This is a genomic window from Staphylococcus sp. FSL W8-1207, from assembly GCF_038003745.1.
Taxonomy (GTDB): domain Bacteria; phylum Bacillota; class Bacilli; order Staphylococcales; family Staphylococcaceae; genus Staphylococcus; species Staphylococcus equorum.
Window position 1 is genome coordinate 945,567 of the sequence record NZ_JBBOPU010000001.1, and the last position, 25,691, is coordinate 971,257.

A 25,691-nucleotide genomic window follows, 5' to 3' on the forward strand; every position below is an offset into this window, starting at 1 on the left:
AACGAATGAATGCGATATGCAATATGATTAAATAATTTAGTTCAAAATTTTAAGCTAATGCTTTATAATAGATAAGATGAAGATTTAAGGAGGCCAAGACATGGCGAATCACCCATTTGAGAAATTTAATTTAGAACCAAGTCTATTAGACGCTGTGAAGGATTTGAATTTTACTCAACCAACTGAAATACAAAGTCGAGTAATTCCAAAAATAATGAAGCAGGTAAATTTAATAGGTCAATCACAGACTGGTACAGGAAAATCACATGCATTTTTATTACCACTAATGAATGCAATCAATACAGAATATAAAGAACCACAAGCAATTATCGTAGCCCCTACAAGAGAGCTAGCACAACAATTATTTGATGTAGCTAGTCACTTAGCCAAATTTAAAAACGAAGTCTCTGTAAAGCTATTTATTGGTGGTACAGATATAGAAAAAGACCGTAATAGAGCGAAAAACCAACCACAACTTGTTATTGGTACGCCAACACGCATAAATGATTTAGCTAAAAATGGGGATTTACATGTTCATTTAGCTTCTTATTTGGTTATTGATGAAGCAGATTTAATGATTGATTTAGGTTTAATCGAAGAAGTAGATTATGTGGCTACAAGATTAGATGAAAATGCGCATATTGCAGTTTTCAGTGCCACTATACCAAAATCATTGCACCCATTTTTAAACAAATACTTAGAAAATCCCGAGTATGTTGAAATCGAAAATACTCAAAAAAATAAAAAGAATATAGAGTTCTATTTAATTCCAACAAAAGGTGAAGCGAAAGTTGAAAAAACCTTGAAACTTATTGATATTTTAAATCCCTATCTATGTATTATTTTCTGTAATAGTCGCGATAGTGCAGACGAATTAGCAAAACAATTAGCTGCGTCTGGTTTGAAATTAGGGATGATTCACGGTGGTTTAACACCAAGAGAACGTAAACAACAAATGAAACGTGTTAGAAACTTAGAATTCCAATTTGTTATAGCGAGTGACTTAGCTTCACGTGGTATAGACATAGATGGTGTGAGTCATGTAATTAACTTTGATGTGCCGAGAGATATTGATTTCTTTACCCATCGTGTTGGACGTACTGGACGCGGCCAATATAAAGGTGTCGCAATTACATTATATAGCCCGGATGAAGAAGAAAATGTTACTTTGATTGAACAACGTGGTTATGAATTTGAAAATGTCGACATCAAAGATGGTGAATTAAAAGCTGTAAAAGCACACAATACCCGTCGAAAACGTAGAAATAAAGATGATCATTTAACAAATGAATTAAAACATAAAGTGAAAAGTAATAAGAAAAAAGTTAAACCTGGTTATAAAAAGAAATTCAAACGTGATTTAGATGATTTAAAATTAAAAGAGCGTAAACAATATAGCAAACAACAAAGTCGACAACAAAGGAAAAATAAAAAAGGATAGGTGACTACTATGTTATTGGGATCTCATGTATCTATGAATGGTAAAAAAATGTTAGAAGGTTCAGCAGAAGAAGCATATAAATTAGGCGAATCTACTTTTATGATTTACACAGGTGCGCCTCAAAACACTAGAAGAAAGCCCATCGAAGAATTAAATATTGAAAAAGGTCATGAAATTATGGAACAACATGGCCTTTCAAATATTGTTGTTCATGCGCCATATATTATTAATATTGCTAATACTATAAAACCACATGTTTTTGATTTAGGTGTGGAATTCTTACAAAGTGAAATTGAACGTACACAAGCGTTGGGTGCAAAAGATATTGTGCTTCATCCTGGGTCACACGTGGGTGAAGGCGCTGACGTAGGTATTAAAAAAATTATTGAAGGCCTTAACGAAGTGCTAACTAATGATAATAATGTAAGAATTGCATTAGAAACAATGGCCGGTAAGGGTTCAGAAATCGGAAGAAATTTTGAAGAAATAGCTCGAATTATTGATGGCGTCAATCATAATGAAAGATTATCAGTGTGTTTTGACACTTGCCATACGCACGATGCAGGTTACAATGTTAAAGAAGATTTTGATGGTGTACTAAATGAATTTGATAAAATAGTTGGTGTGGATAGAATTAAAGTTGTACACGTGAATGATAGTAAAAACGATATTGGTGCTCATAAAGATAGACACGAAAACATTGGTTTTGGTTATATCGGATTTGACGCTTTAAATTACATCGTTCATCATGATAGTTTTAAAGACGTTCCTAAGATTTTAGAAACGCCTTTCGTAGGGGAAGATAAGAAAAGTAAAAAGCCACCTTACAAACTTGAGATTGAAATGTTAAAGCAACAACAATTTGATCCTGAATTGCAAAACAAACTTTTAAATCAATAAAATTAATATAAAGCACGAACACTTTTTATCAATAAAAAGTGTTCGTTTTTTTGATAAGTCGTAAAGATTACTATTTACATAATGACATCTACGTTGTATAGTATAAAATGAGGTGAAAACATGTCTACGCCAGTATTCGAATTAAAAAATATTGATTATTATTTTGACAATAAACAAGTACTTGAAAATATAAATATCAAAATTAATCGTGGGGAGTTTCTAGCAATCGTAGGCCCAAATGGGGCAGGTAAATCAACTTTGCTAAAAATTATACTTGGATTATTGCCCATACAAAAAGGACAAATTTATGTTGATGGTAAAGATTACAATGGAAAACAATCTATGCTAAAAATCAGTTATGTTTCCCAGAAAGCGCAAGCTTTTAAAGCTGGGTTTCCAGCAAGCGTTAAAGAGGTCGTAATTAGTGGACTAACTAAACGTAAAAAAATGATTCAATGGTTTAATAAAACCGATGAAGGAAAAGTGAAAAAAGTATTACAAAGATTGAATATTGAACACTTGATAGATAAAAACATAGCTGAGCTCTCAGGAGGACAACAGCAACGTGTATTAATAGCTAGAGCATTAATTAGCGAGCCATCAGTGTTGATATTAGATGAACCTACAAGTGGTATCGATGCCAAGCATGTAAGTGAATTTTATGAAACTCTAGAAACACTTAAACATGAAGGTGTAACAATAATTTTAGTGACACATGATATAGGTGTTGTTGCTGATACAGCTACTGAAGTTGCGTGTTTGAATAAGCATTTACATTTTCACGGTTCTACTGAAGATTTTAAATCACTGGATGAAGTTGAAATATCGAAAATATATGGACACCCTATCCAATTTGTAGATCACCAGCATAGTAGGGAGTGTTGTTCATCATGATAGAAGCATTACTTAATTTTGATTTCATGCGATACTCCTTAATTAGTGGTGTACTTATTGGTCTTATTGCACCATTAATCGGTGCTTTTATTGTTGTACGAAGGTTATCACTTATTGCTGATGCATTAAGTCATGTCACTTTAGGTGGTATTTCATTTGGTATGTTTGTCATTACAATTATACCAGCCTTCACATTTATAAATCCTATGTGGTTTGGTATTCTTTTTGCTATTATAGGAGCACTATTAATTGAAAACCTTAGAACTTCATACAGTAATTATCAAGAAATTGCGATTCCTATCATTATGAGTGCAGGTATAGCACTGAGTGCGATTTTTATATCTCTTGCCGATGGTTTTAATCAAGAGATTGTTGGTTTACTCTTTGGTTCGATTAGTGCAGTAACTGAAAGTGATCTAGTTACTATTATCGTTATTGTGATCATTGTGATTACCTTTATATTATCTTTTTATAAAGAATTATTTATATTGTCATTTGATGAGGAGTACAGTAAAGTCATTGGCATTCCTAAATGGATACAGTTTCTATTTATAATTATTGTGGCTATGGTCATATCAGCTTCAATGCGTGTTGTAGGCATCTTATTGGTAAGTGCATTAATCACATTACCTGTAGCTATCGCAATGCGCATGACGAAAGGTTTTAAACAGTTAATCATCTTAAGTGTTGTTATTGGAGAACTGTCAGTTATCAGTGGATTGGTCTTAGCGTTTTATATGAACATTTCTCCTGGTGGTGTGATTGTAGTATTACTAGTGCTTATTCTCGCAATAACGATGATGTATCAGAAATTTAAAATAAGAGCGGTAAAAGGGGCTGTTAAAAATGAAAACTGAAGAAGCTATTGACATAATCAAAGCAAACGGTCATAAATATACAAACAAAAGACGAGAAATGGTAGATATTTTTGTTGCTGAAGATAAATATATTAATGCAAAACATATTCAACAAAAAATGGATGGAAATTATCCTGGTATTTCTTTTGATACAATATATCGAAACCTACACCTTTTTAAAGATTTAGGAATTGTGGAAGGTACAGAACTTGATGGAGAAATGAAATTTAGAATCGCTTGTACAGATCATCACCATCATCATTTTATTTGCGAATCATGCGGTGATACTAAAGTGATTGATTTTTGCCCAATTGAACAAATTAAAGCTTTTCTACCACAAGTAGATATTCATACACATAAATTAGAGGTTTATGGTGTTTGTGAATTATGCCAAAAAGCTTAAGTTCTTTTAAACTAAGCGCAGAACATATAAAATAAGCCGACGTTCATAAACACGTTTGGCTTATTTTTACGTTTAAAATTAACAGGTTAAGCTGTTTTATATAAATGTAATGGACTACTTATTTAAGTACTAGGTAAACATGCATGAATAAGTTGCATAATAGATAAGTACACAAAAACCTTTCTTTACAACTTGTAAATCACCACAAAATAATTCTTTCTACAAAAAATGAGATAATTAAACATAGGTCATTAGTATGAATTAAATTGAATTTTTAAAATAGTTCGTCAAATATGTTTAAATAGGTCTGATTTGAGATATACTAATAAAGGAACTAAAGATGACAAATATTATTTTATGACTATTAATTGCTTCCACAAGCATATTAATTGTTGTCACTAATATAACTTGTTATGCTTTATTTAAGATTAATTAGGAGGATGATTATTTATGGCTTTTGAATTACCAAACTTACCTTATGGTTTTGATGCATTGGAACCACACATTGATCAACAAACAATGGAGATTCACCATGACAAACACCATAACACTTATGTAACTAAATTAAACGCAGCAGTTGAAGGAACTGATTTAGAATCTAAATCAATCGAAGAAATTGTTGCAAACTTAGACAGTGTACCAGAAAACATTCAAACAGCTGTTCGCAATAATGGTGGAGGACACTTAAACCATTCATTATTCTGGGAATTATTAACTCCAAACTCTGAAGAAAAAGGTACTGTTGTTGATAAAATTAAAGAACAATGGGGTTCTTTAGATGCATTCAAAGAAGAGTTTGCTAACCAAGCTGCAGCACGTTTCGGTTCAGGTTGGGCATGGCTAGTTGTAAACGATGGTAAATTGGAAATCGTTACTACACCTAATCAAGATAACCCATTAACTGAAGGTAAAACACCTATCCTAGGCTTAGATGTTTGGGAACATGCTTATTACCTTAAATACCAAAATAAACGTCCAGACTATATTAGTGCTTTCTGGAACGTTGTAAATTGGGAAAAAGTTGACGAATTATATAGCGCTGCTAAATAATTAAACAGTAGATTATGACGGCCTTTTCGAAGGTCGTCATTTTTTTAACTAAAATAATAGAAATATTGTCTGATTTCATATATCATTTGTAGTGAGAACTTTTGAATAGAGGTATGTTGTTTTGCTAAAAAGACTAAAAGAAAAATCAAATGATGAAAAGATTAGAAATACAATGAATAAAAGAATTAGTTTTGTTTTTGGTGTTATTGTATTCATTTTCGCAGTAATTGTTTTAAGATTGGGTTATTTACAAATTGCTGAAGGATCTCATTATGAGCAACTTATTAAAAATAGTGAAAATTTAACTGTTAATGAAGCTGTGCCAAGAGGCCGAATTTTAGATAGAAATGGTAAAGTTCTCGTTGATAATGCATCTAAAAAGGCGATTACATATGCAAGAGGCAGAAAAACATCCCAATCAGAAGTTTTAAAAATTGCTAAAGATTTGTCTCGCTTAATTGAAATGGATACAGATAAAATTACAGACAGAGATAAGCAAGATTATTGGATTCAAATTCACCCTAATAAAGCTGAAGATTTGATGAAAGAAGAGCAAGCGTTATTAGAAGATGGCAGTATTTCTCAAGATGACTATGATGAAGCATTATATAAAAAGATTGGTGCTAAACAAACCGATACATTAACTGATGAAGATTTGCAGATACTATCTATTTATAGAGAAATGATGTCTGGATCAGCTTTAGATCCACAAATGATTAAAAACGAAGACGTTAGTGACGAAGAATATGCAGCAGTATCTCAAAAATTATCAGAATTGCCAGGAGTCAATACTACAATGGATTGGGATAGAAAATACCCATATGATGATACCTTGAGAGGTATATTTGGTGACGTTTCTACAAGTGAAGAAGGCATACCAAAAGAATTAACAGAAAAGTATTTATCTAAAGGGTATTCACGTAATGATCGAGTAGGTAAATCTTATTTAGAATATCAATATGATGACATTCTAAAAGGTAAGAAGAAAGAAATGAAATATACTACAGATAAATCTGGAGATGTTATTGACTCGAAAGTTATAAATCCAGGCTCACGTGGTGATGATTTAGTTCTTAGTATTGATATAGAACTCCAGAAAAAAACTGAAGAGTATCTAGAAAAACAAATTGACAAATTGCGCAGTGAAGGTGCTAAAGATATGGATAATGCAATGATTGTAGTCCAAAATCCAAACAATGGCGATATCTTAGCAATGGCAGGTAAACAAATTGATAAGAATGGCGATTTAACAGATTATGATATCGGTACATTTACTTCACAATATGCAGTAGGTTCTTCTATAAAAGGTGGTACACTGTTAGCCGGATACCAAAACGATGCAATTGATGTAGGCGATGAGATGGTCGACCAACCATTAGAATTTGCTGGCGGACTTAAGAAAAGTTCTTATTTTAATCAAGATGGTAAAGTGACTATTGATGATAAAGAAGCATTGATGCATTCTTCTAACGTTTATATGTTTAAAACAGCATTGAAAATCGCTGGATCTGCTTATACACCAAATATGACATTGCCATCAGATATTTCAGAAGCAGGTCAAAAATTACGTAAAGGTTTAAACCAAGTTGGATTAGGCGTTAAAACAGGTATTGATTTACCTAATGAGACAAGTGGACAAATTGAACCATTAACTGATAATCCAGGTAACTTTTTAGATTTAGCAATTGGTCAGTACGACACATATACACCGTTACAATTATCACAATACGTTTCTACCATTGCTAATGATGGCTATAGAGTACAACCGCATATCGGTTTGGAAGTAAGAGATGCTACTAATAAAGACACTCTTGGTCCAGTAAAAGAGAAATTCAAAGGTGATGTACTTAATAAGGTTAATAACACTGAAGAGGAAGTTAACCAAGTGCAAGAAGGATTTGAAATGGCCTTTAATGAAGAAGAAGGAACAGGATATGAAAGCTTTAATGATACTGAAGTGCCTTCTGCAGGTAAAACAGGAACAGCAGAAGTATTCCAAGATGGCGATCCTAAAGTAAATGCAACATATGTTGGCTATGCACCAATTGAAAATCCACAATTAGCATTTTCAATCGTATATACCAACCAACCTGTACCTGAACCTTGGTTAAACGGCGGAGATTTAGGTAAAGATGTTATAAATTATTATTTTAAAGAAAAAGACAAAGATTAAATCATTTTAAGGTACTATTTATTAAAAATACCGACATAGTGGTGTTTATTGAAAAATTAATACTTTTCAATTTTATAACTAAATGGTATGATTAGTAGGTCGTATTTTGAAAAGGTAAGGAGGAATTAGCATGCGCGTAAACGTAACTCTAGCTTGTACTGAATGTGGAGAAAGAAACTACATTACTACAAAAAATAAACGTACTAATCCTGAACGTATAGAAATGAAAAAACATTGTGCTCGTGACAACAAACACACTATGCACCGTGAAACAAAATAATTTATATTTTGAACCAGATTCTTTTATTAGAATCTGGTTATTTTTTATGAAAATTAAATTGACCAATCTTTTAAAATTGCAGTTTAATGACATTGTAATTCATTAACGTTATAATAATAAGAGTATAATTAACGGGAAGGTGCATGTTATGAGTAAAAAAGCGTTACGCCATGATAAAATTGAATTAATGAAATCTTTTATGTCAAATGATAAAAAACAATCTTCAGATCAATATCTTGCAAATCATTTATTTGATACAAGTGAATATAAATCAGCAAAGCGTGTAGGCATTGTATTATCTATGCCACATGAAGTAAATACATATTCTATCATTGAGCAAATGATTAATGAAGGTAAGACTGTTTTTGTACCTGAAACAAACTATCAAAGTAAAGAAATGGCATTTAAACATGTAGATAGTCTTGATCATATCGGACCAGATGATAAAGGTATTAATCATGTCGAAGCTGATACAGAAATTTCAAATCAATTAGATTTATTAATTGTTCCTGGAGTGGTCTTTAATCATAGTGGATATCGCATTGGATACGGTGGGGGATATTTTGATAAGTTTTTAAGTCAAAATACACAACCGACGATAAGTTTGCTTTATGATTTCCAACTTGGTGACTTTGAGGTTGAATCACATGATCAGCCCGTTGAAAAATTAATAATAGCAACAACTTAATTATGGAGGCAGAAATGATTACAGAAAAACATTATTGGAAGTGTATCTACACTTGGATTAAATATTTTAATTATCATGTTGTTCATCGTAATCAAGATGATAGTGAAATTTGGTTAGCAAACAAGAAAAAACAGTCTGTTGCTATCTTTGAATTTGGTGCTAATTCCACTCAAGAAGTTAGATTTGCTAAAAGTAGAATTCAAGAAAACGAAGAAAATATCGTTTCATTTTTAGATTTTTCACCTAAAAATTATGAATTATATATATTCACTGATAAAACTTTTACTGATGAAAATTTAAATGAAATACAACCACTGAAATTTAAAGTGAAAATTATTAGAGAAGCAAGTCACGCTGAAAGAATAATGCCAAATTTCATAATGAAGAAAATTTATAATCGAGATACTAAACTTACAAAATATCAATATAAACAACGTGCGTTAAATAATAATCCCATTGAGAAACATATGTTAAAGTTTTCTCCTGTAACCTACACATTAATTGCAGTCAACATTATCATCTGGCTTGCAATGGTGCTGTTTTTAAATCGATTTTCAGATTTGAAAATGTTAGATGTAGGAGGGCTTGTGCACTTTAATGTTGTGCATGGTGAATGGTATAGATTGATTTCATCTATATTTTTACATTACGATTTTGAACATATTTTAATGAATATGCTGAGTTTGTTCATTTTTGGTAAAATTGTGGAATCAATCGTAGGTCATTGGCGAATGCTTGTCATCTACATTGTTGCTGGATTATTTGGTAATTTTGCATCATTGTCATTCAATATTGACACTGTTTCTGCAGGTGCAAGTGGTGCAATATTCGGTTTGATTGGTGCAATATTTGGATTTATGTATGTAGGTAAACAGTTTAATCGTAAACTTATTGGTCAGTTACTAATTGTTCTTGTAATAATGATAGGATTATCCTTATTTATGCAAAATATTAACATTGTCGCACATATTGGTGGCTTTGTAGGTGGTCTATTAATTACATTAATCGGCTATTATTTTAAAGCGAATAAAAACAGATTTTGGTTCTTATTAATTCTAATGCTTGTATTATTTATTGCAGCACAAATTCGTATTTTCACGATTAATGAAGATAATATATATAATACAATTATTTCAAATGAAATGAAGCAAGGTCAATATAATGAGGCTAAAGACATGGTTGAAGATACGATAGATAAGAACTATGCAGATGATGAAACATATTATCTGCATGGACTAATTAATGCAACCTTAAACTCAAAATCTGAAGGTGTAGCAAGTTGGGAAAGGGGCTTAAGGTATTTTCCTGACTCTGGTCTATTAAATTATCAACTAGCGATTGCAAGTAGGTCTCTTGAAGATGATGATAAAGCAAAAAAATATATAAAAGCTGCGTTAAAGGCAGACCCTAGCAATAATGATTATATTAATTTAAATAAAGAATTGAGCGATAATAGTGAACCAAAAGATTAATAATTTTTATGATGTACTTCAGCTTTTAAAAAAGTTTGGTTTTATTATATATTTTAAAGACAAAAATGATATGTATGAAATGATGGAACAAGAAATAAAATCATTATACGATTATAAATTATTAACAAATGATGAATATTTGAAATGTATATTAATTATTAATCAAAGAAGAATGAATAAATAAAATTTCCACCTTATAACATTTGTGTTTACAGGGGGAAATTTATTTTGAGGATTAAAAAGACCAAAATTTCATGCTAGATCATACGCCTAGAAAGGGCTAGCATGATTGATTATGAAATGCTGATGGTTGTGTTATAAACCATTAGTTTAGTAAAATAACCATCGCTAACTTAAGTAGGTTCGATGGTTATTACGTATATAATTTAAGAATAATGCCACGGTTTTTTTAACGGGCTTAATTGGATGATGCACGTATGTGTGTTGCCTTTTTCTATTTATAAGTCACCACAATATAAAATTATAATCAGATTTTATGAAATTAGATAAATATTAGTAAAGTCCTAACTAGATAAACAGGGGTTTATTGTTCATTATAATTGCAATTGATAATTGATTAAGATTAAAATGTACATAAGGAAATATCTAGTAATATTTTAAGGGTAAAAAGGACGTATTATTTTAAAAACACTAAAAAAATATGAAGTACTTATTGATGTAAAATCTCCAAACCCCTTGATATATAAGCGTTTTTGAACTACAGTGAAAGATAGCATACCCTTTCAAAAAAACAGAGAAGGATGAATAAATTAATGAATAAAATCATATTAGCAGCAGATATTGGTGGAACAACATGTAAATTAGGTGCTTTTGACGAAAAACTTGATCGTTTAGCAAAATGGTCAATTGATACAGATACGTCTGATGCTACTGGCTATTTACTATTAAAAAAGGTTTATGATTCTTTCGTAAATTACATAGATGAATCTGAATATACTTTTTCAAACGTCCTTGGTGTCGGCATAGGTGTCCCAGGTCCCGTGAATTTCGAAACGGGTGAAGTAAATGGAGCAGTTAATTTATATTGGACTGAAAGTGTTAATGTGCGACATATATTCCAACAGTTTGTAGATTGTCCAGTATACGTTGATAATGATGCGAACGTTGCAGCCTTAGGTGAAAAACATAAAGGCGCTGGAAATGGTTCAGATGATGTTGTGGCTATAACACTAGGAACCGGATTAGGTGGCGGTATTATTTCTAATGGAGAAATTGTTCACGGTCATAACGGTTCTGGTGCAGAGATTGGACACTTTAGAGTAGATCAGGATCAGCGTTTCCGTTGTAATTGTGGCAAGTCAGGTTGTATTGAAACCGTAGCGTCTGCAACTGGTGTAGTTAATTTGGTCAATTTTTATTATCCTAAATTAACTTTTAAATCATCAATTTTGCAGTTAATTAAAGATAATGAAGTAAGTGCAAAAGCAGTATTCGATGCGGCTAAGGCTGGAGATCAATTTTGTATTTTCATTACGGAACGTGTAGCAAATTATATTGCCTACTTATGTAGTATTATTAGCGTTACAAGTAACCCTAAATATATTGTTTTAGGTGGAGGCATGTCTACAGCTGGTTTGATATTAATTGAAAATATTAAAACAGAGTATCATAATTTAACATTTACACCAGCACAACAAGGTACAGAAATAGTTCAAGCACAACTTGGAAATGATGCTGGCATTACCGGAGCAGCCGGGTTAATTTATACTTATATAATTGAAAAGGATGGTGTTAAATAATGGCTATTGTTGATGTAGTTGTTATACCAGTTGGTACAGATGGTCCGAGTGTTAGTAAATATATTGCAGAAATACAAACAAAATTAAAAGAATATAAAGCACAAGGCAAAATAGATTATCAATTGACACCTATGAACACATTAATCGAAGGTGACTTAAAAGATCTATTAGAGGTTGTTCAAGTAATTCATGAATTACCTTTTGATAAAGGTTTAGACCGTGTCTGTACGAATATAAGGATTGATGATCGTCGTGATAAATCTCGCAAAATGAATGATAAGGTAAAAGCTGTCCAAAATCATTTGGAAAATGGAGGCAACTAGGGTGAGGATTTCGAGTTTAAGCTTAGGTTTAGTTGATACTAACACATATTTTATTGAAAATGATAAGCAAGTCATTTTAGTAGATCCTGCTAGTGATAGCGAGTTAATTATTAAAAAACTAAATCAAATTAATAAATCACTAAAAGCGGTATTGTTAACACATGCACATTTTGATCATATTGGTGTTTTAGATGATATTATAAAAAAATATGATGTGCCAGTTTATATGCATAAATCAGAATTTGATTTTTTAACAAATACAGAAAAAAATGGTTCTGAAAAATTCAAACAATACGGCATGCCAATTATAAAAAGTAAAGCGACACCAACAGAACTTAAAGAGGGTAAAGCACAAATTGCTGACTTTAATTTCGAAGTGCTTCACACGCCAGGACATTCTCCAGGTAGTTTATCATTCGTCTTTAATGAATTTGCAGTTGTTGGTGATACATTATTTAATCAAGGTATAGGCAGAACTGATTTATATAAAGGTGATTATGAAACTTTGGTTAATTCAATATTAGATAAATTGTTCAAATTAGACGCTGATTTACCACTATTCCCGGGTCATGGGCCGCACACTACAGTAGAGGATGAGCAATTAAATCCTTATTTACACGGTTAATATATCGTCACGTCAATTCAAATTATAAAAACGATTGAAAATAAAATAGGTAAAGTAATTCTATCACCTCCTACGTGTTTATAAGTAGGAGGTGTTTTTTTGAAGCTATTATTTAACAACATAATTGAGAAAGCAATTCAGAGAAATGCTACTGATATACACTTTATACCTTCTGAAAAGGAAGTGTATATCAAATTTAGAATTCAGGATGATTTAACTTTTATTGAATCAATTCGGACACATGTTTATAGAAAGCTGCTTACTTATATGAAATATCAAGCTGGATTAGATGTATCAAAACATAATTCGGCACAAAGTGGAAGATACATATATAAACTAAAACAAATATTTTATTTAAGAATCTCTACGTTACCATTGTCTCTCGGTAATGAAAGTTGTGTTGTAAGAATCATTCCTCAATATTTTCAAAAGCAAAATATCACTCATGATATTGAAAAACTGTATACATTAATGAATAAAAAGCAAGGTTTAATACTATTTAGCGGTCCAACTGGATCTGGTAAAAGTACTTTAATGTATCAAATGGTTATGTATGCAAAGGAAAAGTTAGGTTTAAATATCATAACTGTAGAAGATCCGGTGGAACAATTAGTTGAGGGCGTTACTCAAGTTTCTATCAATGAAAAGGCAGGTATTAATTATGAGAGTTCTTTTAAGGCAATACTAAGGTGTGATCCAGACATTATACTTATTGGAGAAGTTAGAGATCCTACGATAGCAAAATACGTTATACAAGCAAGTTTAAGTGGTCACTTAGTATTAACTACAATACATGCTAACAATTGTAAGGGCGCGTTATTAAGATTATTAGAAATGGGCATAACAAAACAAGAAATTAACCAATCTATTTTGAGTGTGTTAAACCAAAGACTAATCACAATATATAACAGTGAAAGAAAATTAATTTATGAACAGTTACTACAACACGATATAAGTTATTTTTTAAATAATGATTACACATTACCAAACCATTTTCATAATTTATCCTTTCATTTAAAGCAAATGTCTAAAGCAGGTGTTATTTGTGAAGAAACTGTTGATCGCTATATTTAAAATACCCAAACAAAAGATAATAGCAGAAAAAAATCAAATAGAACTTTTAATAAGATTGAAAGATTTACTAGAACATGGATTTACACTTTCTGAAGCCTTTAGGTTTTTATTAAAACATATTAAAGTTAAATCATCTAAAGTAACTGCATTAATTGAAGAAGAATTAAAAAATGGTGCAAACTGTCATCAAATCCTTCGAATATTAAAATATCCACAACCTGTTGTGATGCTTATTTATTTCTCAGAGCTATTTAGTGATTTACCTGTGAGTTTAGCCCATGCACATGATTATTTATTGAGAAATTATAATGCTAAAAAAGCCTTATTAAAAACACTTCAATATCCATTATTATTATTAACGTTATTCATAACTATGTTGATCGTTTTAAATCATACGATTATTCCAGAATTTCAAAATTTATATAACAATATGGATGTCCAAATATCGACTTTACAACAATTTTTGTCAACATGTATTCTCTGTTTTCCTACTTTCATATCTTACCTTATTATATTACTGTTCATTACTACAATAGCCTTTATCCTTTATTACAATACTTTATCAATACAGCATAAACATAAGCTTGTTTTAGCATTGCCTATCATACGTAAATTTTTCAAACTTTATAAAACGTATCGAATTGCTTCTGAATTCTCTTTATTTTATAAAAATGGCGTAAATTTGCAAAAAATAGTGCAAATTTATGCTGAACAACGCAATGATAAATATCTAAATTTTTTAGCTGATCGCATAACACTTGGAACACAAAATGGATTAACACTCAGTGAAATTTTAACTAACATCGCATGTTTTGAAAAAGAATTAACAGAATTTATAGAAGAAGGCGAGAAAAAAGGTAGAGTTGAAATAGAATTGAAATTATATAGTGAGATAGTCATTGCACAAATAGAACGTTATTTACAACTCCTCATAAAATTCATTCAACCTTGTATTTTCACATTATTAGCTTTTCTCATCGTATCTTTATATCTCGTTATTATGTTACCAATGTTTGATTTAATGCAAACAATTAAATGAAAAGGAAAGGAGCCTATGCATTTTTTGAAAAACTTAAAAAAACTATTTAATAAAGAAGCATTTACACTTATAGAAATGTTGCTTGTTTTATTAATCATAAGTTTATTGCTTATTTTAATCATACCTAACATTGCAAAACAATCATCACATATACAAACTGCTGGTTGTGAAGCTCAAATAAAAATGATAAACAGTCAAATTGAAGCTTATTCATTAAAATATAATAAAAAGCCAACATCAATCGATGAACTCGTCTCAGAAGGATATATTAACGAAAGTCAAAAGCGATGTAAAACTGGTTCGACAATTTCAATAAATAATGGTGAAGCAGTTGCTAACTAATAAAGCTTTTACTTATATAGAAATGTTAATGGTTTTAGGTATAATAAGTTTATTATTATTTTTACAAGTAAGATATATCTCTATAAATAATTCCGCACCCCAATCAAATAATCACTCTATGACTAATCTAATTATGCAATTTAATTTTTTAAAATCGAAAGCAATTAAAGATAATAAACCAATTACTTTAATATTCAATACTTTTTCCTCGAAAATTATTGTTAGAGAACCCCAACATGAAAATCCTCATATAAAATTAACTAAAAATACTTATATTCATCCGAGAACAAATATAAATTATTTAACTTTTGATAAAAATGGTGATACTAATAAATTCGGAACACTTTACCTATCTACAAACGGTCGACTATATAAAATCATTTTCCATATTGAAAAAGGAAGGATGAGATTTGAAAAAATATAATGTCACGGCTTCTTTATTTTTAGATGCTATTATTTCTTTCTCAATCATCACTACTATCTGTTTAGTGTTTTTACCAATGCTATTACAATTAAATCAAGCTACAAAAGAAAAGTTATCAGAAATTGAAATGAAAAGAATCCTATTACTTTCATTGCATAATTACAGTGAACCTGAATTGAAAAGAGGTTTGATTTTGGATGAATATAGTTTAACTCTTAAAGAAAATAAAATTTGTATAATAAAAAGGGAAACAAAAAATGGAATTTGCTATTATAAAAAGATTAAAGCTTTCACTTATATCGAAGTGCTTTTTGCATTAATGATAACTGTATTGTTACTAACTATAATTCCTTCATTATTCAAATCAACTACAGCCTTAAGTGTTCTAGCAAATGATCATCTAAATATAGAAAGTGAATTTTTTGCGAGAGATTTAACGCAAGATTTAATGAATAACAAGGGGGATATAATGATAGATAAATCTAAAGTAACTCAACTTTCTATTAAAGACAAAAATAAACTTATATCTTATAGCTTTAAAAATAATAAAATTGTTAAGTCTATTAATGGGAAGGGAAATATCACATTACTTAATAACGTAAAGGCTATAAAATTTCGAATTCTAAAAAAATAAATCTTTACTTGTTAACTTAAAAATTTTTGATAAGGATAAGACATTTGAAAAACAAATTCAATTTTAATATATCTGGCTATATATATCCTTTTGTGATGGTCATATTTGTGCTATATTTATCTTTAATAACAAACTACACGTTCCAATTTAGCGCTCAGCTAAAAACGTTAGATAATATTGAATCTTATTATGAAAAACAAATCAACTTATTTATAAAAAAGGAAGATATTTTTGAAAAATAACATTTTAGAGCCAATTATTCTTATAGGATTTATGGGGACTGGCAAAACAACTTTAGGTAAATATCTTGCTAAAGCTAATCACCTCTCTTATGTCGATTTAGATGCCTATATCGTTCAACAAGAGAACAATACAATCCCTGATATTTTTGAGCAACTAGGTGAAAGTGGTTTTCGATCACTAGAATATAAATATTTAACAGAGTGTATTGATCGTTTTGATATCATTTCTACTGGTGGTGGCATTATAGAAGGCGAGAAGTCATATGCCTTGTTAAAGCAACAAACTAAAATTATCTGGTTAGATTGTGATTTGACAATTGTTTACAATAGAATTAAGAATGATAATAATAGACCGAATGCTAATAATAAATCACTTTTTGATTTAAAAAGCTTGTATTCATCTAGGGTTTCAAGATATAATGAAATCGCATTCAAAAAAGTAAATAGTAGTAATCCTCTTTCAGATTTACACAAAGAAATCATGAAAGAGCTAACATGCGAATGACCAGTATTAGAGAGAATGGTAGGTTATATTATATATAACATTAGACCATCGCCGAAGGTGCAAGTTCAACGAAACTCTCAGGCAAAAGGATAATACTGTGACGCATTCCTGGAGTATCATAAACAGGGTAGCTTAGTCTACTCTGTTTTTTTTTATAAAATTTTTAGGAGGTTTCTTCATGTCTAACGAACTTAAACATACACCGCTTTATCAAAATTTTGTTGATAGCGGGGCTAAAATTGTGGAATTTGGTGGCTGGGCAATGCCAGTTCAGTTTTCAAGTATAAAAGAAGAACATAATGCCGTAAGAACTGACATTGGCTTGTTTGATGTAAGCCATATGGGAGAAATTATTATTAAAGGTTCTGAAGCAGATGAATTAGTACAATATCTTCTTTCAAATGATATTGAAAACTTAACTACTACTAAAGCTCAATATACTGCGCTATGTAATGAAAATGGTGGAATTATTGATGATTTAATTACTTACAAATTAGATGAAAAAGTTTATTTATTAGTAGTAAATGCTGGAAATACAGATAAAGATTTTGAATGGATGAAAGAACATGCCAAAAATTTTGATGCAGAAGTAATTAATGCTTCAAATGATTATGGTCAATTAGCAGTTCAAGGTCCGAAAGCACGTGATTTAGTTAAACAACATGTTAACGTTGACGTAGCAGAAATGAAGCCTTTTGATTTTAAACAAAACGTTGAATTCTTTGGAAAGAATGTAATCCTTTCACAGTCAGGTTATACAGGTGAAGATGGATTTGAAATTTATTGTAATGCAGAAGATACACCTTACTTATGGGAAAAAATTCTTGAATTTAATGTACAACCTTGTGGACTAGGTGCAAGAGATACATTAAGACTTGAAGCTGGACTGCCACTGCATGGTCAAGATTTGACTGAGTCTATAACACCATATGAAGCTGGTATTGCATTTGCTGCAAAACCATTGATTGAAGCTGACTTTATTGGTAAAAGCGTACTCAAAGACCAAAAAGAAAATGGTTCTAAACGCAGAACTGTTGGTTTAGAAATGATAGACAAAGGTATTCCAAGAACTGGTTACACAGTCTATGATTTAGATGGCCATGAAATTGGTGAAATCACTTCTGGTACACAGTCTCCATTGAGTGGTAAATCAATTGGGTTAGCTTTAATCAATCGCGATGCTTTTGAAATGGGTAAAGAAGTAATTGTACAAGTTAGAAAAAGACAACTTAAAGCTAAAATTGTTAAGAAAAACCAAATTACTAAATAATTCAAAGGGGTGTTACTATGAGTCATCGTTATATTCCATTAACAGAGCAAGATAAAAAGGAAATGTTAGATACTATTGGAGCCAATTCTATTGAAGAACTTTTTGGAGACGTTCCAAAAGATATCTTACTGGGAAGAGAATTAGCTATACCTGATGCTGAATCAGAAACAACATTAAGTAAGCGATTAAGCAGAATTGCAAACAAAAACATCACTAAAGAAACGCATTCATCATTTTTAGGTGCAGGGGTATATGATCACTATGCTCCAGCTGTTGTTGATTCAATGATTTCACGTTCAGAATTTTATACTGCCTATACACCTTATCAACCAGAAATTTCTCAAGGTGAATTACAAGCGATTTTCGAATTTCAAACGTTAATTTGTGAATTAACGGATATGGATATAGCAAACTCGTCAATGTATGATGGTATTACAAGTTTTGCAGAAGCATGTATTTTAGCTTTCAATCAAACACGTAAAAACAAAGTTGTTGTATCAAAAGGGCTACATTATCAAGCTTTACAGGTATTAAGAACTTATGTTAAAACACGTGAAGAATTTGAAATCGTTGAAGTTGATTTAGATGGTACGATTACAGATTTAGACAAGCTTGAAGCAGCAGTTGACGATGATACAGCAGCAGTTGCTGTACAATATCCAAACTTCTATGGTTCTGTTGAAGATTTAGAAAAAATCAATTCATTTATTGAAGACAAAAAGGCTTTAATGATTGTATACGCAAACCCGCTTGCATTAGGTTTATTAACTCCTCCAGGTAGTTTCGGAGCGGACATTGTTGTCGGAGATACACAACCATTTGGTATACCTGCTCAATTTGGTGGGCCTCATTGTGGGTTCTTCGCAACAACTAAAAAATTAATGAGAAAAATACCTGGTCGTTTGGTAGGACAAACCGAAGATGGAGATGGCAATCGTGGTTTTGTATTAACTTTACAAGCACGTGAACAACATATTCGTCGTGATAAAGCGACATCAAATATATGTTCAAACCAAGCATTAAATGCTTTGGCGTCCTCAATTTGTATGTCAGCTTTAGGTAAACAAGGTATTTATGATATCGCGGTACGAAACTTTGAAAATGCTAACTATGCTAAAGATCAATTCAAACAAGCTGGTTTTGAAGTTGCTAACGGTACATCTTTTAATGAATTTGTAGTTAAATTCGACAAATCAGTAAAAGAAGTTAATGATGCTCTAATTGAAGAAGGAATTATCGGAGGATTTGACTTAAGTGAAGCTTCTGAAGACTTTAATAATCATATGTTAATTGCAGTAACAGAATTAAGAATGAAAGATGAAATAGACACATTTGTTAAGAAAGCAGGTGAATTAAATGGTAGTAAGTAAATCTAGTCCACTAATTTTTGAACGTTCTAAAAAGGATCGTTATGCGTACTCGTTACCACAGAAAGAAATTGATAATGGTGCTGTAGATAAATTACTAGATGATAAATTCATCAGAAAAAACAAAGCAGAATTACCAGAAGTTGCAGAATTAGATTTGGTTCGCCATTATACCGAACTCTCAAACAAAAACTTTGGCGTTGATTCAGGATTTTATCCATTAGGTTCATGTACGATGAAATATAATCCTAAAATAAATGAAAAAATTGCAAGAATACCAGGATTTGCAGAATCACATCCATTACAAGATGAATCACAAGTTCAAGGCTCATTAGAAATTATTCATAGTCTGCAAGAAGAGTTAAAAGAGATTACAGGTATGGATGAAGTTACATTACAACCAGCTGCTGGTGCACATGGTGAATGGACTGCATTAATGATTTTCAAAGCCTATCATCAAAAAAATGGTGAAGGACACCGTGACGAAGTTATTGTTCCTGACTCAGCTCACGGTACCAATCCAGCTTCAGCTGCATTTGCAGGATTCAAAGCAGTTACTGTGAAATCAAATGAGCGCGGCGAAGTTGACATTGATGATTTGAAACGCTTAGTTAATGAAAAAACAGCAGCAATTATGCTAACTAACCCTAATACTTTGGGGATTTTTGAAAAGAATATTATGGATATCAGAAATATCGTTCATGAAGCAGGCGGCTTATTATACTACGATGGTGCAAATTTAAATGCAATTATGGATAAAGTAAGACCGGGGGATATGGGATTTGACGCTGTACACTTAAACTTACACAAAACATTCACAGGCCCTCACGGTGGGGGTGGACCAGGTTCAGGTCCAGTAGGTGTTAAGAAAGAACTTGCTAGTTTCTTACCAAAACCTATGGTTATCAAAGAAGATAACGAATATAAATATGATAATGATATTGAAAACTCAATTGGTCGCGTTAAACCGTTCTACGGTAACTTTGGAATCTATTTAAGAGCATATACTTACATTCGTACGATGGGTAATAAAGGTCTTGAAGAAGTTTCAGAAGCTGCTGTGTTAAATGCTAACTATATTAAAGCTCGATTAAAAGACCACTTTGAAATACCATATGAACAATATTGTAAACACGAATTTGTGTTAAGTGGTTCAAAACAAAAAGAACACGGTGTGCGTACATTAGATATGGCTAAACGTTTGCTAGACTTCGGTGTTCATCCACCTACAATTTATTTCCCACTTAACGTGGATGAAGGTATGATGATTGAACCGACAGAAACTGAATCAAAAGAAACTCTAGATTATTTCTGTGATAAAATGATAGAAATAGCTAATGAAGCTAAAGAAGATCCGGACAAAGTCTTGGAAGCACCACACACTACAATTATAGATAGATTGGATGAAACGAAAGCTGCACGCCATCCAGTATTGAAATTTGAAAATTTACGTTCAGAAAAAGAATAGAACGTCTGAGTAATGCATTCTTATTTCTATAATATAAATACTACTCCTTTAAAATTATAATAGGAGTAGTATTTTTTATATTAAATTCTTATGATTAATCAAAAGCTTTTCATTACAAAGTATCTTATATCAAATAATAATAGTCATTTTAAAAAGTAATAAATCCAGTAAAGAAACGACGACTAAATTTTTTGATACATTTATATATATATTAAAAATAGCGGATTATTCACCCAATAAGGTCAATAATCCGCTATAAAAATGATTATGTAGAGTTAAGCTAATGCACATCAAGTTTTATAAACGCAATACTTATTTATACATTTATTTTTTCGACTTAATTTTTCCAGTCCATTTTTTATATCCACCTTTTAACATGTAGATATCTGTATAACCATTCTTCTTTAATGTTCTAGCAGCACGATAACTTGCAATGCCATTTGCATCACATAGATAAATAGGTTGATCTGTTCTCAATCCCTGATATCTTTGCTTAAACATTGTGATTGGAATGTTACGTGCACCGTTAATGTGCCCGTAATCATAATCCACTTTTTCTCTTACATCAATAACTTGAGCTTTACGCAAACCATTATGAAATTCATTTTGGTTTAATTCTGTGACTGCTCTCTTGTTAAGAAGATAATTGATTAGCATGTAAGCGATGATTATTATTAATGCTGCTAACGCTATAAACCAAAAATTACTCATCTTGCATCCTCCCTAATTAACCGATATTATATATTATAAGACTGTTAGCACAATTTATCAAAATTTTTCATTTAATTTATTGGATAATGCTGACAAACTTAGACAATTATTGCAAACGATAACATAAAATGAGGATTAAAACAATTTAATTTATTGATTGGGGTTTTTAGTGTGACTGAATCTTGGAATTTTATAAATACAGGAAGTAATGATCCATATTTCAATATGGCAATGGATGAAGCGCTGCTTAATTTTGTTTCTAGAGGAGAAATTGATCCAGTTATAAGATTTTACACGTGGAATCCAGCAACATTATCTGTCGGTTATTTCCAAAGACTGACTAAAGAAATAGATATAGAAAAAGTACAAGAAAAAGGATATGGTTTAGTCAGACGTCAAACAGGTGGCAGAGGCGTGCTACATGATAAAGAACTTACATATAGTGTTATTGTACCAGAATCACATCCGGAGATGCCCTCGACCGTAACAGAAGCATACAGAGTGATATCTGAAGGTTTGTTAGAAGGATTTCAAGCTTTAGGCTTCGAAGCATCTTTTTCAATTCCTCGTTCAAAGGAAGAACGTGAGAAATTAAAACAACCAAGAAGTGCTGTGTGTTTTGATGCTCCTAGTTGGTATGAGTTAGTTGTAGAAGGTCGTAAAATAGCGGGTAGTGCGCAGATACGTCAAAAAGGAGTCATTTTACAACATGGTTCCTTGTTACAAGACGTCGACATTGATGATTTATTCGATATGTTCATTTTTAAAAACGAGCGTTTAAAAGATAAAATGAAACAATCTTTTCTAGAAAAAGCAGTGGCGATTAATGATATCTCAGACCGACATATTACAATACCCGAAATGGAAGAGGCTTTTGAGATAGGTTTTAAGAAAGGATTGAATATTGATTTTAAACCACTAAATCTAACGCATAAACAACAAGAAGAAGTAAATGTACTCATTGAAAAATATAAAGCTGACGAATGGAACTATCGTAAATAATATGTTTAGACTCAAAAAATGTGAGGGTACAGTCTTTAACGACTGCATCCTCACATTTTTTATACATATAAAGTTAGATAGATTTAAATAAAAGTTTTAAGAGTAAGATAGCGCAATAAAATTATTTTTTTCTATTGCGTCTTTTATACTTTCTTTGTGCGCGTTTATACTTTCGTTGATCTTCTGTTAAAAAGAAGAAGTAATATATCGCATATATAATCCCTGCAAATACAGCAAAACTAATTGCCATACTAACAAAACTGAATATAAACGCATCTAAATTGAGAATTAACCCAATTGCTGCGATTGCGATTATTATATAAAAAATTGCTCGTTTCAATTTATAACACTCCTATTTAGTTGTTAACTCTGTTTATTATCAATACTAATAGTTGATAGGGTTTTTTGTCCTTTTTTAAGTTTTTTCTTATCTTTCTCACTATAACCATCTCTAATATCATTCATTGCTGAGCTAAGGTCTTTATTTAATTTAGTGATGTTTTTCTTTTTACTCTTATCTTCATCACTCATTTTATCTTTATCAATATCATTTTCATATGTAGTGTGTGCAGAATCGATTTTATTCGTTATGTCAGTCAACTTGCTAAGAACCTTTTTATCATTTTTATTTTTTGATACATCACTTTCAATATCATTATATTGATCAATTGCTTTTGCTATATTTTGATAATATTTAGATGATGCTTTTAAATTTGTTACTTTCGTTTTATTACTTTTAGCCTGTTTAATGTTTTCTTTGTCTTTCTTTAGTGAGGCGACGTTTGTTTTTTCTTTGTCGATAGTTTGTTTTAATTCTTGAATATTACTTTTTAATTTATGATTTTCATCACGGAGTTGTGTGGTCTTTTCTTCTAAAGGACCTAAATTTTGACTACCACAACCTACTAGTAAACATGAAGCACTTAATATAGCTACAATTTTTTTCTTCATAACTCTCTCCTAATTCAAAAACTATATATTCACATAATAATTATGCTATCATTTTAATGTATAAAAAGAAAATGTACAAATTTATTGAATAGGAGGAAGACAGATGACTAGAATAGATAAACTGAATTCTGCCTTAGAAACAAAACATTTGGAAGCAATTGTTGTATTAACCGATTTTAATAGAAGGTATTTATCAGGATTTACAGGTACGAGCGGCGCGCTCGTTATTACAAAAGATAAAAACTTATTAATTACAGATTTTAGGTACATAGAGCAAGCAACATCCCAAGCCACTCAATTTGAGATCATTAAACAAAAAGGTGGTCTCATAGAAGAAGTAAAAGCACAATTAGAAAAGTTAAACGTCCAGAATGTAGGCTTTGAAGGTGATTTAGTCAGCTATGATACATACTTACAATTAAGTAAATCCTACATCAGCTTAATCAGCGTTTCTGGTCTAATTGAAAAAATCAGAGAAGTAAAAGATGATAGTGAAATTAAACTTATTCAAAAAGCTGCTGAAATTGTTGATGAGACATATGAGTACATCTTAACTGTTGCAAAAGCAGGTATGACTGAACAGCAATTAAAAGCTAAATTAGAAAGTAAAATGTTAGAACTTGGCTCAGAAGGTACTTCGTTTGATACAATTGTTGCCTCAGGAGCCAGAGGTGCATTACCACATGGTGTCGCAAGTGAAAAAGTTATTAATCAAGGCGAACTGATTACTTTAGATTTCGGTGCATATTATAAAGGCTACTCATCTGATATCACACGTACATTTGCTATAGGTGAACCAGATCCTAAACTCAAAGAAATATACAATATTGTCTTAGAAGCTAATATTAAAGGTATTGAAGCCGCTAAACAAGGTATTACAGGCAAAGCTTTAGATGCTATTGCTAGGGATTATATTACTGAACAAGGATATGGAGAAGCGTTTGGCCATTCACTGGGACATGGTATAGGGTTAGATGTACACGAGGGACCCAATTTATCTAGAAAATCAGAAGCTAAATTAGAGGTAAATAACTGTGTTACAATTGAACCTGGTATTTATTTAGACGGATTAGGTGGCGTTCGCATTGAAGATGACGTTTTAATTACAGAAAATGGTTGTGAATGCTTTACTAAATGCGCTAAAAACCTTATTATTTTATAGAAGACCTTATAATTGAGGAGGAAACTGAATGATTTCGGTTAATGATTTTAAGACAGGCTTAACAATTGCAGTAGATAATGGTATATGGAAAGTATTAGATTTCCAACACGTAAAACCAGGTAAAGGATCTGCATTTGTGCGTTCAAAATTACGTAATTTAAGAACTGGTGCTATTCAAGAGAAAACATTCAGAGGCGGCGAAAAAGTCGAAACTGCTATGATTGAAAATCACCGCATGCAATATTTATATGCAGATGGTGATACACATGTTTTCATGGATAATCAAACTTTTGAACAAACAGAATTAGCAGCCGATTATTTAGAAAATGAATTGAATTTCTTAAAAGCTAATATGGAAGTTCAAATTCAAACTTACGAAAGTGAAACACTTGGCGTTGAATTACCAAAAACTGTTGAACTTACAGTAACAGAAACAGAACCTGGTATCAAAGGTGATACTGCTAACGGAGCAACTAAGTCAGCTACAGTAGAAACTGGTTACACATTAAATGTGCCGTTATTTGTAAATGAAGGCGACACACTTATAATTAACACAGGCGACGGTAGCTATATTTCAAGAGGTTAATACTTATAAAAATAATCATAGTTATTATTTTTTAGTTTATCTCATACC

29 protein-coding genes and 1 riboswitch are annotated in these 25,691 nt (G+C 31.2%); of the genes, 26 read left to right on the top strand and 3 right to left on the bottom strand.

Annotated elements, in window-relative coordinates; all coding sequences use genetic code 11:
- Window positions 1-100 precede the first annotated feature (100 nt).
- The 23 genes from NSR03_RS04780 (at window position 101) to gcvPB (ending at window position 21,231) form a co-directional block, all read left to right on the top strand.
- Window positions 101-1,441, top strand: a complete 1,341-nt coding sequence (locus tag NSR03_RS04780; protein WP_021339262.1) for a DEAD/DEAH box helicase — start codon at window positions 101-103, stop codon at window positions 1,439-1,441.
- Window positions 1,442-1,450: 9 nt separating this feature from the next.
- On the top strand, window positions 1,451-2,341 hold the full coding sequence (locus NSR03_RS04785) for a deoxyribonuclease IV (protein WP_021339261.1): 891 nt from the start codon (window positions 1,451-1,453) through the stop codon (window positions 2,339-2,341).
- A 120-nt stretch (window positions 2,342-2,461) separates the two neighbouring features.
- Window positions 2,462-3,235: a metal ABC transporter ATP-binding protein gene (locus NSR03_RS04790; protein ID WP_021339260.1), complete on the top strand. Its 774-nt coding sequence runs from the start codon at window positions 2,462-2,464 to the stop codon at window positions 3,233-3,235.
- Window positions 3,232-4,092: a metal ABC transporter permease gene (locus NSR03_RS04795; protein WP_021339259.1), complete on the top strand. Its 861-nt coding sequence runs from the start codon at window positions 3,232-3,234 to the stop codon at window positions 4,090-4,092. The genes NSR03_RS04790 and NSR03_RS04795 overlap by 4 nt, the downstream gene beginning before the upstream one ends.
- Complete coding sequence (locus tag NSR03_RS04800) at window positions 4,082-4,495, top strand: Fur family transcriptional regulator (protein ID WP_069820853.1); 414 nt, start codon at window positions 4,082-4,084, stop codon at window positions 4,493-4,495. The genes NSR03_RS04795 and NSR03_RS04800 overlap by 11 nt, the downstream gene beginning before the upstream one ends.
- A gap of 450 nt (window positions 4,496-4,945) precedes the next feature.
- Window positions 4,946-5,545 carry a superoxide dismutase gene (locus tag NSR03_RS04805; RefSeq protein ID WP_002507495.1) on the top strand — a complete coding sequence of 200 codons (600 nt, stop codon included), beginning with the start codon at window positions 4,946-4,948 and terminating at the stop codon, window positions 5,543-5,545.
- A gap of 121 nt (window positions 5,546-5,666) precedes the next feature.
- Window positions 5,667-7,718, top strand: a complete 2,052-nt coding sequence (locus tag NSR03_RS04810) for a peptidoglycan D,D-transpeptidase FtsI family protein (RefSeq protein WP_021339258.1) — start codon at window positions 5,667-5,669, stop codon at window positions 7,716-7,718.
- A gap of 130 nt (window positions 7,719-7,848) precedes the next feature.
- On the top strand, window positions 7,849-7,998 hold the full coding sequence (gene rpmG / locus NSR03_RS04815) for a 50S ribosomal protein L33 (protein WP_002483181.1): 150 nt from the start codon (window positions 7,849-7,851) through the stop codon (window positions 7,996-7,998).
- Window positions 7,999-8,146: 148 nt separating this feature from the next.
- Window positions 8,147-8,686, top strand: coding sequence for a 5-formyltetrahydrofolate cyclo-ligase (locus NSR03_RS04820; RefSeq protein ID WP_021339257.1), 540 nt, complete (start codon window positions 8,147-8,149; stop codon window positions 8,684-8,686).
- Window positions 8,687-8,700: 14 nt separating this feature from the next.
- The gene (locus tag NSR03_RS04825) at window positions 8,701-10,158 is read left to right on the top strand and encodes a rhomboid family protein (protein ID WP_021339256.1); all 1,458 of its coding nucleotides are present in this window, start codon (window positions 8,701-8,703) and stop codon (window positions 10,156-10,158) included.
- Entirely contained in the window at window positions 10,142-10,342 is a 201-nt protein-coding gene (locus NSR03_RS04830; RefSeq protein ID WP_002512453.1) for a YqgQ family protein, read from the top strand. Before NSR03_RS04825 ends, NSR03_RS04830 begins: the two co-directional genes overlap by 17 nt.
- A gap of 589 nt (window positions 10,343-10,931) precedes the next feature.
- Window positions 10,932-11,918 carry a glucokinase gene (locus NSR03_RS04835; protein WP_021339255.1) on the top strand — a complete coding sequence of 329 codons (987 nt, stop codon included), beginning with the start codon at window positions 10,932-10,934 and terminating at the stop codon, window positions 11,916-11,918.
- Complete coding sequence (locus tag NSR03_RS04840; RefSeq protein ID WP_021339254.1) at window positions 11,918-12,241, top strand: MTH1187 family thiamine-binding protein; 324 nt, start codon at window positions 11,918-11,920, stop codon at window positions 12,239-12,241. The genes NSR03_RS04835 and NSR03_RS04840 overlap by 1 nt, the downstream gene beginning before the upstream one ends.
- A 1-nt stretch (window position 12,242) precedes the next feature.
- Window positions 12,243-12,866 (top strand): MBL fold metallo-hydrolase, encoded by a 624-nt coding sequence (locus tag NSR03_RS04845; protein WP_069820852.1) that lies wholly within the window; start codon window positions 12,243-12,245, stop codon window positions 12,864-12,866.
- 99 nt (window positions 12,867-12,965) lie between these two features.
- Window positions 12,966-13,940, top strand: a complete 975-nt coding sequence (comGA, locus tag NSR03_RS04850) for a competence type IV pilus ATPase ComGA (RefSeq protein ID WP_021339253.1) — start codon at window positions 12,966-12,968, stop codon at window positions 13,938-13,940.
- Window positions 13,912-14,979, top strand: coding sequence for a competence type IV pilus assembly protein ComGB (comGB, locus tag NSR03_RS04855; protein WP_021339252.1), 1,068 nt, complete (start codon window positions 13,912-13,914; stop codon window positions 14,977-14,979). The genes comGA and comGB overlap by 29 nt, the downstream gene beginning before the upstream one ends.
- Window positions 14,980-15,003: 24 nt before the next feature.
- Window positions 15,004-15,321: a competence type IV pilus major pilin ComGC gene (comGC, locus tag NSR03_RS04860; protein WP_031265988.1), complete on the top strand. Its 318-nt coding sequence runs from the start codon at window positions 15,004-15,006 to the stop codon at window positions 15,319-15,321.
- Window positions 15,299-15,745 carry a competence type IV pilus minor pilin ComGD gene (gene comGD, locus NSR03_RS04865; RefSeq protein WP_031265987.1) on the top strand — a complete coding sequence of 149 codons (447 nt, stop codon included), beginning with the start codon at window positions 15,299-15,301 and terminating at the stop codon, window positions 15,743-15,745. The genes comGC and comGD overlap by 23 nt, the downstream gene beginning before the upstream one ends.
- Window positions 15,732-16,379 carry a competence type IV pilus minor pilin ComGF gene (gene comGF, locus NSR03_RS04870; RefSeq protein WP_340719181.1) on the top strand — a complete coding sequence of 216 codons (648 nt, stop codon included), beginning with the start codon at window positions 15,732-15,734 and terminating at the stop codon, window positions 16,377-16,379. The genes comGD and comGF overlap by 14 nt, the downstream gene beginning before the upstream one ends.
- A 273-nt stretch (window positions 16,380-16,652) precedes the next feature.
- Window positions 16,653-17,126, top strand: coding sequence for a shikimate kinase (locus NSR03_RS04875; RefSeq protein WP_236593604.1), 474 nt, complete (start codon window positions 16,653-16,655; stop codon window positions 17,124-17,126).
- Window positions 17,123-17,229, top strand: a riboswitch (glycine riboswitch). Its footprint overlaps the gene before it by 4 nt.
- A 75-nt stretch (window positions 17,230-17,304) precedes the next feature.
- Entirely contained in the window at window positions 17,305-18,396 is a 1,092-nt protein-coding gene (gene gcvT, locus NSR03_RS04880; protein WP_021339246.1) for a glycine cleavage system aminomethyltransferase GcvT, read from the top strand.
- 17 nt (window positions 18,397-18,413) lie between these two features.
- A complete protein-coding gene (gene gcvPA, locus NSR03_RS04885; protein WP_021339245.1) occupies window positions 18,414-19,766 on the top strand; it encodes an aminomethyl-transferring glycine dehydrogenase subunit GcvPA in 1,353 nt (450 codons plus the stop codon).
- A complete protein-coding gene (gene gcvPB / locus NSR03_RS04890) occupies window positions 19,753-21,231 on the top strand; it encodes an aminomethyl-transferring glycine dehydrogenase subunit GcvPB (RefSeq protein ID WP_002507512.1) in 1,479 nt (492 codons plus the stop codon). The genes gcvPA and gcvPB overlap by 14 nt, the downstream gene beginning before the upstream one ends.
- Window positions 21,232-21,555: 324 nt before the next feature.
- Here the strand turns inward: gcvPB and NSR03_RS04895 are convergent, their stop codons facing one another.
- Complete coding sequence (locus NSR03_RS04895; RefSeq protein ID WP_002507513.1) at window positions 21,556-21,942, bottom strand: rhodanese-like domain-containing protein; 387 nt, start codon at window positions 21,940-21,942, stop codon at window positions 21,556-21,558.
- A gap of 171 nt (window positions 21,943-22,113) precedes the next feature.
- Here NSR03_RS04895 and NSR03_RS04900 point away from each other — a divergent pair, with 171 nt between their 5' ends.
- On the top strand, window positions 22,114-22,944 hold the full coding sequence (locus NSR03_RS04900; protein WP_002507514.1) for a lipoate--protein ligase family protein: 831 nt from the start codon (window positions 22,114-22,116) through the stop codon (window positions 22,942-22,944).
- Between the two features lie 121 nt (window positions 22,945-23,065).
- Here NSR03_RS04900 and NSR03_RS04905 read toward each other — a convergent pair whose 3' ends face one another.
- The gene (locus NSR03_RS04905) at window positions 23,066-23,284 is read right to left on the bottom strand and encodes an SA1362 family protein (protein ID WP_002507515.1); all 219 of its coding nucleotides are present in this window, start codon (window positions 23,282-23,284) and stop codon (window positions 23,066-23,068) included.
- Between the two features lie 23 nt (window positions 23,285-23,307).
- Entirely contained in the window at window positions 23,308-23,895 is a 588-nt protein-coding gene (locus NSR03_RS04910) for a hypothetical protein (RefSeq protein WP_021339244.1), read from the bottom strand.
- A gap of 103 nt (window positions 23,896-23,998) precedes the next feature.
- Here NSR03_RS04910 and NSR03_RS04915 point away from each other — a divergent pair, with 103 nt between their 5' ends.
- Window positions 23,999-25,057, top strand: a complete 1,059-nt coding sequence (locus NSR03_RS04915; RefSeq protein WP_064782891.1) for a M24 family metallopeptidase — start codon at window positions 23,999-24,001, stop codon at window positions 25,055-25,057.
- A 28-nt stretch (window positions 25,058-25,085) separates the two neighbouring features.
- Window positions 25,086-25,643, top strand: coding sequence for an elongation factor P (gene efp, locus NSR03_RS04920; protein ID WP_002507518.1), 558 nt, complete (start codon window positions 25,086-25,088; stop codon window positions 25,641-25,643).
- The last annotated feature ends 48 nt before the right edge of the window (window positions 25,644-25,691 follow it).